Annotated in this window: 12 protein-coding genes and 1 tRNA gene; 1 reads left to right on the top strand and 12 read right to left on the bottom strand. The window is 57.3% G+C overall.

The annotated features are described in order from the left end of the window. Nucleotides 1-284: 284 nt before the first annotated feature. A tRNA-Val gene (locus HZB29_08310) sits at nucleotides 285-359 on the top strand. A gap of 34 nt (nucleotides 360-393) precedes the next feature. Here the strand turns inward: HZB29_08310 and HZB29_08305 are convergent. From HZB29_08305 to HZB29_08250, 12 genes are all read right to left on the bottom strand, one after another. Continuing rightward, nucleotides 394-1,503, bottom strand: a complete 1,110-nt coding sequence (locus HZB29_08305) for a glycosyltransferase (GenBank protein ID MBI5815599.1) — start codon at nucleotides 1,501-1,503, stop codon at nucleotides 394-396. A gap of 4 nt (nucleotides 1,504-1,507) precedes the next feature. Beyond that, a complete protein-coding gene (locus HZB29_08300; GenBank protein ID MBI5815598.1) occupies nucleotides 1,508-2,311 on the bottom strand; it encodes a class I SAM-dependent methyltransferase in 804 nt (267 codons plus the stop codon). A gap of 173 nt (nucleotides 2,312-2,484) precedes the next feature. Next, nucleotides 2,485-3,303: a methyltransferase domain-containing protein gene (locus tag HZB29_08295; GenBank protein ID MBI5815597.1), complete on the bottom strand. Its 819-nt coding sequence runs from the start codon at nucleotides 3,301-3,303 to the stop codon at nucleotides 2,485-2,487. A 41-nt stretch (nucleotides 3,304-3,344) separates the two neighbouring features. Then, entirely contained in the window at nucleotides 3,345-3,905 is a 561-nt protein-coding gene (locus HZB29_08290; protein MBI5815596.1) for an acyltransferase, read from the bottom strand. A 23-nt stretch (nucleotides 3,906-3,928) separates the two neighbouring features. Further along, on the bottom strand, nucleotides 3,929-4,696 hold the full coding sequence (locus HZB29_08285; protein MBI5815595.1) for a class I SAM-dependent methyltransferase: 768 nt from the start codon (nucleotides 4,694-4,696) through the stop codon (nucleotides 3,929-3,931). Continuing rightward, a complete protein-coding gene (locus tag HZB29_08280; protein MBI5815594.1) occupies nucleotides 4,693-5,817 on the bottom strand; it encodes a radical SAM protein in 1,125 nt (374 codons plus the stop codon). The genes HZB29_08285 and HZB29_08280 overlap by 4 nt, the downstream gene beginning before the upstream one ends. A 2-nt stretch (nucleotides 5,818-5,819) precedes the next feature. Beyond that, entirely contained in the window at nucleotides 5,820-7,349 is a 1,530-nt protein-coding gene (locus tag HZB29_08275; protein MBI5815593.1) for a radical SAM protein, read from the bottom strand. A gap of 24 nt (nucleotides 7,350-7,373) precedes the next feature. Then, the gene (asnB, locus tag HZB29_08270; protein MBI5815592.1) at nucleotides 7,374-9,281 is read right to left on the bottom strand and encodes an asparagine synthase (glutamine-hydrolyzing); all 1,908 of its coding nucleotides are present in this window, start codon (nucleotides 9,279-9,281) and stop codon (nucleotides 7,374-7,376) included. A 12-nt stretch (nucleotides 9,282-9,293) separates the two neighbouring features. Further along, complete coding sequence (locus HZB29_08265) at nucleotides 9,294-10,973, bottom strand: hypothetical protein (GenBank protein MBI5815591.1); 1,680 nt, start codon at nucleotides 10,971-10,973, stop codon at nucleotides 9,294-9,296. Then, on the bottom strand, nucleotides 10,973-11,932 hold the full coding sequence (locus HZB29_08260) for a glycosyltransferase family 2 protein (GenBank protein MBI5815590.1): 960 nt from the start codon (nucleotides 11,930-11,932) through the stop codon (nucleotides 10,973-10,975). The genes HZB29_08265 and HZB29_08260 overlap by 1 nt, the downstream gene beginning before the upstream one ends. An 84-nt stretch (nucleotides 11,933-12,016) precedes the next feature. Next, nucleotides 12,017-14,059 (bottom strand): hypothetical protein, encoded by a 2,043-nt coding sequence (locus HZB29_08255; GenBank protein MBI5815589.1) that lies wholly within the window; start codon nucleotides 14,057-14,059, stop codon nucleotides 12,017-12,019. Continuing rightward, nucleotides 14,049-15,443, bottom strand: a complete 1,395-nt coding sequence (locus tag HZB29_08250; protein ID MBI5815588.1) for a hypothetical protein — start codon at nucleotides 15,441-15,443, stop codon at nucleotides 14,049-14,051. The genes HZB29_08255 and HZB29_08250 overlap by 11 nt, the downstream gene beginning before the upstream one ends. Nucleotides 15,444-15,445 lie beyond the last annotated feature (2 nt).

Here is a 15,445-nt window from a genome sequence, read left to right as displayed (position 1 = left end):
TTGAAATCAAAAAGAAAAGGAAGGCCGCGGCGTAACTGTCCGCCGCTTGCGGCCACGCCGGGATTAATCGGAAATCACCGGATGGACAAAGCGGACAATTCATGTGCTACTAAACCGGACATTTCTATTTGTTGCTAACAGCAAAATATTGGCGCCGGGCAAATCCGGCCATCTGGCAATCACGCTCAGGACGGAGTATTTGCGCCGTAGAGCGGTCAATGTTGATTTTGGGGCAATTTTGAGGGTGACAAAAAGCGGACTGGCGGCTATTATAGAAAATTCCTGGGCGGTTAACTCAGCGGGAGAGTGCCACCTTCACACGGTGGAAGCCGCAGGTTCAATCCCTGCACCGCCCACCATTTCCACACGGCCGGCAAATGTCCAGCCCGTCAATCAATCAAGGGCTTTTCTGGCGGCGGCGCGGGCCTTTCCAAACATTTTCCTGGCCTTCTCGCCGAATAACGCCAGCGAGGCTATCCTCCCCCACGGCAGCCGGAGCGCCACCGGCGTATGGAACCCTATCCCTTTCATCAATATTCTGGCCGCCAGAGCCCTGTCCTCGGCCAGAATCTTGTACGCCACGGTGCAATATTGCTCCGCCACCACAAGCCGGAAGTTTTCGATCCCGGCGGCTTGCGCATTATGCGCCCTAAACCTTTGCAGGGCTGTTTCGAACGTTGCGATAAACCTTGCGGCCTTTTGAGGGTCAAATCCATGGATGAAACCTTGGAGGATGTCCGCCTCATCGCCGGTTATCGTCCACCCCGCCACAGAGGCGGCGCAACGGATGGCCACTTCACGCCGTTCCCGGGCGGCGGTCTCAAGTTTTTCCTTTTTCTCCGCCCGCACTTCGCCGATGATGGACGTTGGATGGTTGCGGTAGTCCACAAGTATTTGAGGCAGGCTGCGCAATTCGAGCCCCTTTTCGATCATCCGCATCCACAGGTCGTAGTCGGCGCAAATGTCCGACCAGCGGTATCCTCCAAGCTCGCCTAGCACGACGCTTTTCCGGAACATCACCGAGGTGTGGATAAAAGAATTGTCGAAAAGCTGGTACCAGGCCACGGCCAGCGGATCTATCGGCTTTTCCATGGCGCCCATGTAAATCAGTTCACCCTCCGGCCCGATCTGCCTGCACATCGTCCCCAGCAACGCAAGCTTCTCGCCACCGGGCGCGCAAAACCGCTCAACCTGCCTGGCCAGCCTTTCGGGGTGGGATATGTCATCCCCGTCCATGCGCGCCACAAGCTCATGGGTGGCAAGAGCAAGGCCCCGGTTGAGGGTGGCCACCATCCCCATGTTGCGCTCGTTCTCCACAAACCTTATGCGGCTATCGTTGTAAGAGCGCGCAACGTCCGCAGAGCCGTCGGTGGAGCCGTCGTTTATTATTAGGAATTCGAAATCGGCGTGGGTCTGCCCAAGGATGCTTTCTATCGCTCCCCGCAGGTATTTCCCCGCGTTATAGACCGGCATGAGCACGGTGACGGAAGTTTCGCTCTCCACCGCCTTATGTCCGTTTTAAGGTCACAGCCATTGTGACGGCTATTTTGTTTGTGATGTTGCGGATGATCCAGTTTTCGGCCGCGAAAAGCGCCTCGATAGCAAAGTCCGGCAATAGTTGGCGGATCCGGAATCCCCCGGTGAGAAGGAATGAAAGGCAGGTGCTGTACTCCACTTTTTCGATCTCAAACTCCGGGTACAGCCTCTGGAACCTTTCCCTGTCGCGGAAAAACGCGATCCAGGCCAGGGCGATGTTGCTGTCCGACAGCCTTCCATCCCCCTCAAAACCCCACTCCCGGACGTCCAGGTCCATTTTGTCCACATGGATTTTGTAGTACAACCTTGAGAAAGGGGTGATGGCCGGATCAACGATCACAAGCTCGCCGCCTGGTTTAAGGACGCGCCTGGCCTCATTCAAAAAGTCCTCGAACCGCCCCAGGTGGTGGATGACGAACAGCGAGAATATCCTCTCGATCGAAGCGTCTCCGAAAGGGAGAGCGTAGGCCGAGCAATTCATATCCAGCCATGGCAAAGGAGCCACGTCGCTGGTCATGACGGAAGGTATCCGTTTTTTCAAGGGGCTCGTTCCGCTCCCTATTTCCAGCATCCTCGCGCCGGGCCGGGCGCGGGCGGCCGATTCCTCGAGGGGCCTGCAATATTCGTCGTAAAGTGTTTTCAGTATCGGTTTTTTTTCGTATATCTTCCGTTCCAGGGCAGCGGCGGCCTCACCGTCAAAATCGCTCCCCTTCATCCCGCGCAGTTCCGGGAGGCGCAACAGGCGGTCAGCCAGGTTTCTGGCGAGGGTCAGCATTGACGGCCTTTGCTTATCGGGCGGGAAAAAGGGGGTTGAAAAAACATTTTGGGAATATAGCCTGGATATGACGCATGTTTAGAAAGGGTCCATATTAATGAAAATCTGTCCGGCGTTTCCCCTGCCCAAAAGATGCAAGACAGCCAGGACACCAAAATCCTGATTCGCCTCTCTTATTTTTCCACTTTGATAATAATCATCAGGCCAAACAACGACGCCATGATTTTCTGGAGGCACGCCGGAGCCTTGAACGGGAATATCCGGAATGGGAAATAATAGCGGCCAAGCCGGATTTTGGAGAATTTCCCGAACATGGCCTTGACTTCTTTTTTGGTGTACGATTTTCCAATGGGATTCTGGTCTCCATCGTACATTCTCACAAAATCAGACGCATTGTCCGCCACCAGCATTTTCTCCCGCCCCCGCCCTTTCAGGGAAACATTAAGTATCCGCATAAAGAACAGCGCGACTTTAAATATCGCCGGAGAAGACAGCACATAATTTCTGTAATACAGCCCGATAGTGGCCCTGCCGCCAGGCTTTAGAACTCGCCATATCTCATCAACGCACTTTTCGGTGCGCGGTGTGTGGTGGATGACGCCTTCGGAAACTATATAGTCGAACGAATTGTCCGCAAACCTCAATTCCTCCGCGTTGCCTGCTTCCAGGTTGCCAGCTATCCCGTAAATTTCCCTGGATTTCTTCGCAAGCTCGATTGTGACCGGAGAAATATCAATGCCGGTGTAATCAACTTTACGTTCGCCAAACCGCCTGTGCCAATAGCCGGGCCCGCATCCGACATCCAATACCGACTTGCCGGCTATATCGCCGGGAATCCAATCGCCAAGGTCGCCGGCGAATATGTCGTTTGTCTTGATGGAATCAAAGCCGTCGAACCATTCTTTTGATCCGGCGGGAACATCCAGCTCGCCTGTAAGGAGGGGATTTGCGTCCCAAAACCGCCTTACGGTCTCAATAGAATCCGTCACCATTAATCTCCAGTATTTTAGCGATGTGATAACATTGCGTTAAATCATTGTCCCGGCGCTTTGCGCTCGCCGATCTTGCGCGCGGGCACTCCGGCGTTGATGGAATTGGGCTCCGTGTCCTTTGTCACCACGGCCCCCGCCCCGATGACGGATCCTTCGCCTATCGTCACGCCGCCGAGGATAACGCAGTTGGCCCCGATCCAGCAATTCTTCCCTATGACTATTTTCTGCGCCGCGGAGGCATGCTCGATTATCGACGCGTCCAGCGACATGTTGTGCTCGCCGGCCACTATGGAACAGTTGGGCGATATGAGGGTCTTGTCCCCGATCTCCAGCCCTCCTTTGCCGTAAACGTAGCTGTTGGAGTTTATCAGGACACCTTTGCCCAGCCGGATGTTCTTCATGAACACAAAGCGCACGCCGGGATAAATGTATGGGGCGGACTCTATTTTTCCAAAAAACAGCTTGTATACCGCGTAACGCAGCAAAAATCCCATCGCCCCGGGAATGGACCTTACCAGGAAACCGATATCCTCCTCCATCTCCGCGCGCAACGCGTCCCCGATGGAGTAGTTCTTGAAGATAACCTTGAAAAAATCGCTCATTTGTCCGGCCTTGCGCTTGTCCGTCACACTTTTTCCAGCTCGGCCACAAGTATATGGCCTTTTATGACCGGGCATAAAAGGAAATCTTCGGCCACGAACAGCGCATGCAAAATCGGGAACACCGCCCGATAAATCTTAAAGAGCGGGGAATCTCCCATGCTCATCAGGTCGGACTGCTCCTTCATCTTGTTTTTTTTCAGGTACACAAGCTTGAGCAGGTCCATGAAAAGCTCGGAGAACAGGGCCATCGAATGTCTCATGCGGGCAACCTTAAGCCCCGGAACGCCGCTTATTACGCGCCTCATGTCATCCGCGCTGTAACCGAGCCTGTAATGATACTCCCCGGAGCCGGGGATATCATGGCCGATATTGCGCAATGGAGCCCTGGAACGAAGCCCCTCGAGCGCCGGCACGGTGACATATGCCCTGCCGCCGGGCCTTAGGACCCGGGCGATCTCCCGCGCCAGTTCCAAGTCCTTCCCGTCCGGCATATGCTCGAACACCTCGGAGCACAGCACGGCGTCCAGCGAACCGCTTTTAATGGGCAGTTCCCACGCGCCCCCCCGGACCGCCATGGCCATCCCGTTCTGGACATTGACCTTGAGCGACTCGAAATCATATTCCAGGCCGACGGTCCTGTATCCGCCGCCAAGCGCGCGTGTCAGGTAGCCCACGCCGCACCCGATGTCCAGCAGTTTTCCGCCGCCGCCGCGCATCATCCGCCCCAATTGATATTCGCGCAGCCGGGTGTGGACGGAGTAGCGAAGCGGATGGGCCGGTGGCCGTGTCATAGCTTGCAGCAGCGCGAGCAGGCGGGATACCCGCCGTTTTTAAGCCGCTTGCGGAAAAGTTTCATCCGAGGGCCGTTCCAGATATCGAAAAGCTCGCTGTCCGCAAGCGATCCTAGCTCAAGGTAAATCTTCGAGCATGGGTATATCTTCGAGTCCGCGTCCACCAGTATCCCGCGCCACGGATAAAGGCATTTGCGGTTGGTGCGGTGTTTGTCGTTCGAATACCAATTGTCCAGCTCCGAGTCCGTAAGGGTGGGAGCCCATTGCACCGGGATGGACGGGGCTTCCGCGGCAAGCCGTTTCGTGAATTCGCGTATGAACTCCGCCGCTCCTTCAAGGTTGCCTTCGCCGGTTATCTCATTCACCCCTGAATCCACCCCGAAGATATCTTTCACAGCCTTTCCCTGGGCAGCAGTCTCTCCTTCCAGGAGGAAATTGTAATGCTGGAACCTTATTCCATCCAGCGCAAGCTCCCTGGCAAGCGTGACCGCGTGGCCGATGCTTTTGAGCGACCTGGGCGTTATCGTGTAGTTCAATATAATCTTCACACCGCGCCTGTTCTTCGCGAAATATTGCAGATTGCGCAGCAGCATTTCGTAGCTTTTGGGCGCGTTTGCCACCTGCGGATGCGTCACCTCGTCGCCCAGCAGCGTGAAATCAATATAATCAAGCCCCATGGCCGCCAGTTTGTCCGCCTTTTCAGGGGTGACCAGCGTGCCGTTTGTGAATATCTGGGTGGGCAGCCCTTTTCCCTTTGCGTACTCCGCCATATTAAGAATGTCCGGATGGGCGAAAGGCTCCCCCCCGGACAGGATGACGCACGGCCTGCTTTTCGCCGCCGAGTCTATCACGCGGGTGTACACATCGAAAGGCAGGTTCTTCCTGTTCCCCAACTCCAGATGGAAATAGCACATCTCGCAGCGGATGTTGCACGCGTGGGTTATGGCGAAGGTGATGTTGCGCACGGAACGGATGTCCCTGTTTGCCAGGAAGTAGTCCACCGGGAACAGAAAAACATCCTTTGCGATGGATGAAAGCGGGTACATCTTGCTGAAAAACCGTATCCGCCGGTAAACGTTGGCCCATACCCGTAAGGCCTCGGCCGGCCCTTTGCCCGCCATTGTCAGCCCAGGGCCGCTCGCAACTGGGGCATTATCCGCACCATCATGCGCCACAGCTCGTACTCCACCATCCACCGGCTGAAGTTGCGCCGCAGGCGGAAAAGCGCGATGGGCTTGTATATCCGCGACATCAGGCGCAGCAGCTTGAAGAACGAGCTGTTGTTCCCGCGCGACTCGCGGATGATCTTGTCGTCGATCACAAACGAGGACACCTGCATAAGCTTGATCAGGTCGTTGTGCTTTGCCGTGTACCAGGAGTGGACTATCTTATTGTCGGCGTCGGACGAGTCTATCTGTATCCAGTCGTCTATCGTCTTCGGGCTTTTGAAAGCGTAATCTTTCTCCGCTGTCTCCAGGGTCCTGGTGCCGGGTATCGGTTTCCAATCGCCGCCGAACCCGAAATATGCCTTGGGATTCTCCCGCAGTATGGTGAGCACCAGGTCCTTGGTCTCCAGCAGGTCCTCATAAGTCTCGCCCGGGGTGCCGTAAATGAAGTTGTAATAGGCGGTCAGCTCCGGATGGCGCGCAAGTTTCCGGTTCGCGTTCAATATCTGCTCCCGGGTGATCCCTTTCTGGAATCCCTTGAGCACCTTGTCGCTGCCCGACTCCACCCCCACCATCATCATCCTGCCTCCGGCCTTCACGAGAATGTTGAGGAACTCGTCGTCCATCTTCATTATTTCGTTTATCCTGGCGCCGCGGAACTCCATGGTGATGTTGAGTTTCTTTTCGATGATGCGCTCGAAAAGCGACTTCATCCGCGAAAGTTTCGGGAAGCTTGTGTCGTCTATGAACACGATATGGTTTACTTTGTAGCGGCCCATGACGTATTCGATGTGGCCCAGTATCTCCTCCTCCTCCAGCGCAAGCCACTTTGGCCCGTTGATCTCCTTGTATATCGCCGGATGGACACAGAACGCGCACTGGTACGGGCAGCCGATGCTGGTGAATATCGGGAAGTTCCTGGCCTCGTTGTATGTGCGGATATACTTCGGTGCGTTCACGTCTATAAGGTCGTAGGGCAAATCGCTGTAATGGATTATCTCGAATTCCTTCTCGCGTGGATTGTGGACCGCCACGCCATCCTTTTTGTACGAAAGCCCGGCAATCCCGGAAATGTCGCCCCCTTCCCTGTGTTTCTCCACGATCTGGGCCAGCGGTTTGGAGCCGTAGCCGCGCACCAGGTAGTCAATGTAAGGTTCTTCCACCGTTTCCGGCAGCACCGTCGGATGCGGCCCGCCCCACACGATTTTCGTCTGCGGGCTTTCGGACTTTATGAACTCGGATATCTCCCGCGAATTTATCAGCGGGCTGCCGGTCATCACCGATATGCCGGCAAGGCGCACCCCTTTGGAAAGCTTGCGCCGGATGGTCTCCCGCCAGTCCTCCCTCTCCGTCCGCAAGTCCACCGCCTCCACCGAATACCCCCTTTTCACGGACTCGGTGGCGGCGTAGATGATGCTCAAAGGCAGGTCCACCACCATGCTGTCCATGGAGCCGAGCCTTGGATAAATAAGAAGTACGTCTATCATAAGTCACACCGTGGAATAATCAGGCTAGCGGCCTTTTTGGCCGAATACGTCAAACCAGAGTTCAAGCATGCCAAGCGCCGTCAACTGGCGCGTGGCCAGCATGCTGCCGCCGTCATACGCCTCGAACAGGCCGTCCACGTATGGCTGGCGGAAAAAGCCGCGCGCCTCGATACGCTTCGCGCCAAGCAGGCTTGCCGCCCAATCGCGGAACCGTTTCCTGTTTTCGCCCGTCACCGGCATGTAGAACGCCTGTTTGCCCTTCTCCCTCAACTCCGGCGGATACAGCCTTTCGATAAGCTTTCGAAGGATTATCTTGTTGCCCTTGCCGCTTATCTTGCCGGAGTCCTCGAGGTTTAAGGCCATTTCAACCACCCGATAGTCCAGGAAGGGGCTCCTGGTCTCCACGGCGTGGGCCATGTTCATCTTGTCCAACCTGTACAACACACTGAATGGAATCCAATATTTCAAATCTAGCACACTTAGGCGTGAATAAAAAGAGCCTGCCGTGATCCCGGCCCAATCGCGCTGTATCTGCCCGCTCCACGGCCCGGCGCCCACCGAACGCCGGAATTCTCCGGTGTATGCCGCGTTTTTATCCTGGGCGGTGAAGCAGGACGTTATCCCCTCGTAGAATCCGCCGAAGCTTGAGCAGCCTTCCAGCATTTGGGAAATCTTCAGCCGCTCCCTGGGCCCCACCCGGTCCGGATAATCGAACAGGCTGTTGAACACCGCAAGCGGCACGGCGCCGGCCGCATTTGAAAGGAAAGGGCCGGCCATGGGCGCGCGGAAAAGCGCCCCCATCCTCCGCCATTTTTCCATGAGCCGCTGGTGGAAATAGCCGTTGAATATCTCGTCCGCCCCGTCGCCTGTGAGCACCACCGTCAATTTGCGTTTGGCCTCCCTGGCCAGCAGGTACGCAGGCAGGCAGAGCATGTCGCCGAACGGCTCGTCCAGGTGGTAGGCGATCTCCCGCATTTTCCCGAAATCGTCCTGCCCCACCGTCACCGGGTTGAATTCAAAATCAAGATATTCGGCGATCCTGCGCGCCTTTTCCTTCTCGTCGTACTTGTAGTCCACGCTCAATGTGTACGATACGCGCCGGCCTTCGGACAGCCGTTTCATCATCCCCGCCACCGCAGCCGAGTCCACCCCGCCGCTTAAGTAAACCCCCAGCGGCACGTCACTCTGGAGCCTTATGCCCACCGCGTCGGAAAAGAGCCCCTCGAAACGGTCCACCGCGGCCGCGTCAAACGCGATCTGTCCGGCGGCCGGGCTCCAATATCGCCGCACCTTGATATCGCCCGCTTCCCACACAAGCATGGTGGCCGGCTCCAACTTGCTGGACGATTTTATTATGGTCATCGGCGCCGGGACGTAGCGCATGGAAAGATAGCGGTCCACCGCGTCCGGATTTATGTCGCGCCCGACCCAATCGAAGAGCAGGAGCGACTTGAGCTCCGAAGCCATCGCAATCTTCGCTCCGGACCGCGCGTAATAAAGCGGTTTTTTTCCAAAGCGGTCCACCGCCGCCAGAAGCTTCTTTGCCCGCCCGTCCCACAATACGAAAGCGAACATGCCGTTGACATGCTCCACAAAGCTTTCGCCGTATTCTTCGTAAAGGTGGACGAGGGTCTCGCTGTCGCTTTTGGAGCGGAAGACATGCCCGCGCGATTTAAGCCGCCGGCTCAAGTCCTGGTAGTTGTATATCTCGCCGTTGCACACTATCCAAATGTCCCCGGTCTCGTTGGTCATCGGCTGGGCGCCGGCCGGGGAGAGGTCGAGGATGGACAGCCTGCGATGCCCCAGGGCCACCCCACCTTCGCGTTTTGCGCCACGGTTGTCCGGCCCGCGGTGGGCAAGCAGGTCCGTCGCCTTTCCGAAAAGGGCGTGGTCCGCCTCGTCTTCGCTGATAAGCGCGGTGATTCCGCACATGGCTGGATACGGTTACTCGATGGTTATCTTTACCACGGACGATTTAATGTCGGCGAAGACCACGTCATACCGCCTTGTGACGCAAAGCCTGACGATCTTTGCGCCGGCCGGGGCGCCGGGAGCGGCCACCTGCGAAAGTTCCGGTTCAAAGCCTGAGGAATGATAGAACATGATGTTGTCCAGACCTGCGGCTTCTCCGAACAAAAGCTCGTCCTCCACCTCAACGGACGTTTCAGACGGGGTGACGACCCTTCGTAACGTTATGTCCGCGCCGTTTGCGGCAAGGTTGGCGGAGGACTGGTTGAGGGCCGTCCCCTTCCTTTCGCGCACCTTGTCTATCGCCATCCTCGCCAGCCGCGACCCTGTGGCGGTGGAGCAGGCCAGCCTCAGGCCCACCCTGGCGGCGAATGAAGGCATGAACTTTTTAACGGCGCTCACCGGCGCCTTGGTGGACATCGCCCCTCCCTCTTCGATATAAGGGAGGCTCCTGTTGTAGGTCAGGTTCGTGGCCATGCCATCGTCCAGTTTTATCGCATAGCCGAAATCGGCGGTCTGCTTCAGGTTTTCGGAGTTGAATATCCTCACAAGGCCCCCGGCGGCCGGCGCGAAAACGGCGGTGTAATTCTTTCCCGAGAACCAGCCGATGTTGGCGGATTTGTACATCCGTCTGTCCGAGGAGTGGCCGAAAAGGGGCGGTTCCTCCGATTGTTTCCTGGGCGCGCGGAGCGTCTTTAAGGCGTAGTAATGGGCGAGCAGCGGCTGGTACGCCCAGCGTGAAAGCCTCAATTCGTCGCCAAGGGTGTTTTTGTAGCTTTCGAATCCGGCGGCCTTTCCGGCGAACTCGCCGCGGAGGAATTCCGCCCTCCCCGAATGCGGTTCCATCAGTATCGCCGCGATCCGGGAAACATACGGGTTGTGGCACACTCCATACTCCTCGCCAAGCCGTAAATCGGGATGGACCCATTCGCACGCGAAATCGTACGCTTTCACGAATGGCCCAACCTGCGACCAGTCGTCCCAAAGGTCCATGGCCATGGCCACGTATTCCACGGTCAGGAACGTGTAGCCCGGGTCCATGTGCCCCACTTCGGGGAACCACCCTTCCGGTGTCTGGACGGCGATTATGGAATCAAGTTTTTCCTTGGCCGCAACCGTCAGGCGCTCGTTTCCCAGCGCCTTTGCCGCGAATGCCAGCGCCGCCACCCCCACCGCCTGGTGGTTGGTCTTGAACAGGTCGTTTCGCCGCGTGAGCCATCCGGCGGAAAGCTCAAGCCCCTCCCTGGCCATAAGCAGGACCTCTTCGGGCAGGTCGTCTCCCATCACCTCCAGCGTCCGGGCCATCGCAAAAGTGGTGAACGCGGCGGCGGCGAAGGCCCTCTCCCCCTTGTACCACTCGTCCAATGATCCGTCGGAGTACTGGCTTTGGCGCCAGAAAGATATGGCGGCGATGACGGCATTTCTAAGCCGGGAGCTTCCCCGCCAGCCGGAGCCGGGGTAATCTCTTTTGAACAGCAGCGCAAAAGTAAGCGCCGCCTCCTGCCTGCGCGCGTCGGCAACGTCGGATGTCTTGTCGCGCCAATACGAAAGACTCATGCATCCGTATGTGGGCGACAGCGGATCATGGTCCATCTGGGAGAGCAGCCGCTCCACGGACCCCGCCACAAAGGTGATCTGATCCTCGATGTCTTTCATCAATCCGCCGGAGGACGTTTCACCTGATGCGGGCCGCTGCGCCCGGAAGAAATAAGGTGGTAGGTTATAAGCTCGCCGATAAGCCCGAAAAAGATCATGATCAGGCCAAGCAGGAAAAGTATCGGGGAGACTATCCATATGGGATGTTCGGTGAGCCTCCAGCGCGGATCGGCCCATCCGAACGACAGGAAGTGCATGATTAGGAAGTACGCCCCGATGGGAACGGCCACCAGCATCGAAGTGACGCCGTATATCCCGAAGAAATAAAGGGGCGACTCCAGATAACGGGTGATGAAGAACACCGTCAATATGTCCATGATTCCGTGATAGAACCGCTTCACCCCGTATTTTGAGACGCCGTAAAGGCGCGGGGCGTGGATCACCGGGACTTCGCCGACCTTAAAACCCCGGTGCGCGGCCAGCACGAGGATGAACCTGTGCAGCTGGCCATACAGGGTGAAACTTGTGAGGCACTCACGCTTGAAGGCCTTCAGGCCGCAGTTAAAATCATGTATTGAAAGCCCGGACAGCCTGTTGAGCATCCGGTTGAAGAACTTGGACGGGAATGTTTTGGAGATGGGGTCCATCCTGTTGGCCTTCCATCCTGTCACCATGTCCAGGTTCTTTTCGCGCAAGGCGGCAAGGAGCTTGTTTATCTCCTCGGGCTGGTCCTGCAGGTCGCCGTCCATCATCACGATCAGCTCGCCTGCCGATTCGTCAAAACCGGCCTGCAACGCGGCGGATTTGCCCATGTTTGTCCGGAAATGGATCACCTTGACCAGGCCGCGCTGTTTTTCCCCGATATTGTCCAGCGCGCGCGCCGTCCCGTCCGAGCTGCCGTCATCGATGAATATCACCTCGTACGGCTCGCCTATGGCGGCCATTGCGGGCAGAAGCCTTTCCATCAGCGGGGTCAATGACTCCACTTCGTTGTAAACCGGTATCACCACGGAAATCATGGGTCAGCTTCTAACTTGTTCTTGTTAAACCAATCATGGAAGTGTGCCATCCGGCGGCAGGATTCCGCAAGCAAATTGTCGCCATCACACGGAGCCTTTAAGCTCGAGCAGCAGGTACCTTCCGTTTTCCCCCGCCACGGTCAGGCCGTAGCCGCCGATTTCGTCCCTGTTTATCTCGTATGGGGCCTGTTTGTCTATGAATACATATCTGATCCCCATCTCCCGCATGAACCGGACGTTTTGCCCGTCGAAGCGGCGCGCCAGGAACCAGCGCACCGTCTTGAACCTGTTAAAGTCGCCAACTGACTGGTAATTCAGAAAAAGAAGGTTGGATGCGTAAAACCTGTGCCCCATGATCGCCGGATACAGCACGTTCCTGAATTCACGTGGATAATCGCTGGCGGGATACGCCAGCTGGTTCGTGATTATCACGGAGCTTAAATCGGCGAGGGACAATACTTCCCTTATCTCATCCGTGGCGATCCCCTTTTTATACGATTCGGGCTCCACGAGGATGAAATTCATGTACAAAAAGGCGGTGAAAGCCGCCCCGCTCCATGCGACGGCCTTCAGGATGGCCCCGTAACGGTTGTATGTGATGTAGATCAGCAGCGATAAAGCGAAGGCCCCCATGGTGTTCAGGAAGCCGTATGTGGCGTCCATCAGCTCCCAATTGAAGATGTCGAGCAGGAAAGCCGGCTTTAAGCCGATGGCCGAATGCATCTGGGTCAATAGCTTCCCGAAAGCGGGGCCGGTGTCAAACCGCATCGCCATGGGGACCATGTAGGCGGTGAGCGCCGCGGCGGCCAGAAATCCGAATCCGCCCCAATTTACCTTCCATTCCGGTCTTTTCCGCCGCAAGGCGTTTGCGGCCAGAAACGCGGCCGGCGCCAGGAAAACGAACACGTTGAGCTTGTGGAAATAGGCGAGGTAATAGCCAAGCTCCACCGCCTGCCCCGGCGCAAACCGGATGTTTATCGTGTCCGGATTGTCAAAGCCGAACGGCACGTTGAACCTGGTGAGCAAAAGGAAAGTTGAAATGGACATCGCCACGGCGTACGCCGCCAGCGGGATGAAATCCCGCCTGCGGAAAAGGAACCATGCGGCCGTGAGGCCGAATGCGCCGGCCGTCACCATGAATATCTGCGACTTGACCATGAAAATGAACCCGGCCGGAAGCGCCGCCAGGAACCACCATCGCCTTAAGGCAAGCCCGTAAATCGTGAAGAACATCACCGCCGGGAATCCGTAGTTGGCCTGCTGTGGCCACATGCCGTGCGTCCCGCCGCCGCAACAGTCCTCCCTGAACACAAAACCGTTGGATATCCTCGCGGACACTTCCCCCCACATGGCGCCAAACGACATCGAACTTTTCAGCTCCACCGCCGCGGCGTGAATGATGCCCGGCAAATTTGCAAGGTTGACATTCACGTGGAACACGAAGCAAGCGAACGCCAGCGTGAACGGTATTATTGTCCGCTTTTCGACTGCGCCAAACCGCTCCGCCGCCAGGATGAACGACGATAAAAGCCATAGCCGCACAAGGATCGGGCCAATGATGAAAAAGGATGTCCCGGCCGGGACGAAAAAAGTCCTCGATATAATCGCCGAGAACATGGCGAAACCGTAATGGTACCGGAGCGTCTTGCCCGCGAAGGACAGGTCCTCCGGCACGTCGTTGTCCACCAGGGCCATCGCGTGGAAATAATGGTACGGCACGTCCACCTGGACGAAAAAGTGGGGGATCGCCGAAAATCCGTTATGGAAGACATACCATATCGTCGGCACATTCACCGCCAGCGCCGCAAGCCCTATCGAAGCATACCCGGCCCATCCGGTGGCGGAGGCGCCAACTTCCCACTTCCCGCCATGACGTATGAAAAGTGCGATGGCGATGAGCGCCACGGGCGCGGATGAAAAGGCGACGGGAGCCCCGGCCACGGCGTATATCCGCCAGGCCAGCCCCAGCGCGATGAAATACAGGAGCAAAAGCGTAAAAGTTTTGGCGAACGCCTGGAAGACCTCGCCGCCGCGCTTTAACGTGATCGCGAAGTCCACCCCCAGCCACCCTATGAACACCCAGCTTGGAACTGCGTAAATCAACGACATCGTAAAATCAAACTCCATCCGCCAAGTCCGCCGGTATCACCGACGTTACACCGCCGATTATCCTGCCCACCGCACCGCCGTCGGCGGCGCCGGTGACGCTTCTGGCCACCCTTTCCCGGTTTGCCGCAAGTTCCCCGGGATTTTCCATCGAACGGACAATTCCATTCATTATCGCGTCCAGGTTCCCGGCCTTGTAAAAGGCCCCTTCCCGCATTATTTCCATGTAATGGATCATGCTGTAGTTGCTCATGGCGCGCCCTTCCGGCGCCTGCGGCCCGTCGTCGTACATTATGCCTGCCACCGGCCTGCCGTTGACCAGCGCGTCGAGCAGCACCGTCCCCGCCGTGCATACCACGCATGCCACGTGCTTTAGCAGCAGGGCCAGTTCGTCCATTTCGGCGCAGGCTCCCCCCTGCAGGTAAACTCCCCGCCTTCCGGCCAGCGCGGCGTACCTTTCACGCCACGCGCTGTCCTTTGGATGAGGGCGCACCACGGCGCTCCATTCCGCCCCGGATGCGTCCCTGGCGTTTATTACCTTTTCGAATATGGCCGGCTCCGTTGGGCCGTTCACGGCGCTGTTCCCCGCCATCAGCACGCATGGCTGTTCCGGGTCCAGCCCCCAGCTTGCAAGCTTGGCCTTGTATTGCGCGATGCTTCGCGGCGCGTGGTATTTGTCCAACTGGGGCCATCCTGTCACCTTGATTCTGGCCGGGTCAATCCCGTGAAGGTCCAAAAGCGCGTTCTTCATGTTTTCATTCTGAACAAGGTAAACATCGTAAAAAGGGGCGATCAATCCCTTCCCCACCGGATGGTCCCAGCTTGCCACGTATCCAACAAGCGGGACACCGCTACGCATGGCAGCCAGCGAGAAAGCGTGTGTGAGCGGCAACTGGGGATTGCTGTAGATTATCCCGCGCGCGCGCGCGCGCTTCAAAAACTCTGTAATGCCCGGATGCACGAACCGCAGCCCCGAAAAGTACCACCGCCGCATCGCGTTATAAATGAAGTCCCACTTGGGCAGCGGGCCGGTCCTGTCCAGGTCCCAGAAATAATTGGGGTGCCCGCGTTCCAGCCGGTCGAGGTTGTATTTGTGGCGCAGGTTGAACCGCAGCGCCAGCGGATAGAATCCGAACCACCTGTCGGAAAGATTGTCCGCCAGTTGCGCCATTTTGCCGGCGGCGCCCGGAACCGCGGTTTCGTAAACATCCTTTAACGGCAGGAATTCGATCCCGGGAAACCTTTGCGCCAGGCTGGCCGGCGAATGAACTTCCACCGGCGCAACCAGTACGGTCAGCGCCCCTTTATACGCCGCCGCCAGCCTCTGGATGATCCCGCATTCGATGAACACCCGGCCGGATATGACATCGCCCAGGATCAAAATCACCCGGCCCTTTTCCGCCACAG

The sequence above is a fragment of the Nitrospinota bacterium genome (assembly GCA_016235255.1).
Lineage (GTDB): Bacteria > Nitrospinota_A > UBA7883 > UBA7883 > JACRLM01 > JACRLM01.
The sequence above is the reverse complement of the archived record's forward strand: the minus strand, read 5'-3'. Positions and strand labels throughout refer to the sequence as shown.

What these genes read in the sequence shown, in the direction of transcription:
- HZB29_08265 (MBI5815591.1), bottom strand. Translation starts at nt 10,973, where the DNA reads ATGAAAGACATCGAGGATCAGATCACCTTTGTGGCGGGGTCCGTGGAG.
- HZB29_08300 (MBI5815598.1), bottom strand. Translation starts at nt 2,311, where the DNA reads ATGCTGACCCTCGCCAGAAACCTGGCTGACCGCCTGTTGCGCCTCCCG.
- HZB29_08290 (MBI5815596.1), bottom strand. Translation starts at nt 3,905, where the DNA reads ATGAGCGATTTTTTCAAGGTTATCTTCAAGAACTACTCCATCGGGGAC.
- HZB29_08260 (MBI5815590.1), bottom strand. Translation starts at nt 11,932, where the DNA reads ATGATTTCCGTGGTGATACCGGTTTACAACGAAGTGGAGTCATTGACC.
- HZB29_08280 (MBI5815594.1), bottom strand. Translation starts at nt 5,817, where the DNA reads ATGGCGGGCAAAGGGCCGGCCGAGGCCTTACGGGTATGGGCCAACGTT.
- asnB (MBI5815592.1), bottom strand. Translation starts at nt 9,281, where the DNA reads ATGTGCGGAATCACCGCGCTTATCAGCGAAGACGAGGCGGACCACGCC.
- HZB29_08285 (MBI5815595.1), bottom strand. Translation starts at nt 4,696, where the DNA reads ATGACACGGCCACCGGCCCATCCGCTTCGCTACTCCGTCCACACCCGG.
- HZB29_08295 (MBI5815597.1), bottom strand. Translation starts at nt 3,303, where the DNA reads ATGGTGACGGATTCTATTGAGACCGTAAGGCGGTTTTGGGACGCAAAT.
- HZB29_08275 (MBI5815593.1), bottom strand. Translation starts at nt 7,349, where the DNA reads ATGATAGACGTACTTCTTATTTATCCAAGGCTCGGCTCCATGGACAGC.
- HZB29_08255 (MBI5815589.1), bottom strand. Translation starts at nt 14,059, where the DNA reads ATGGAGTTTGATTTTACGATGTCGTTGATTTACGCAGTTCCAAGCTGG.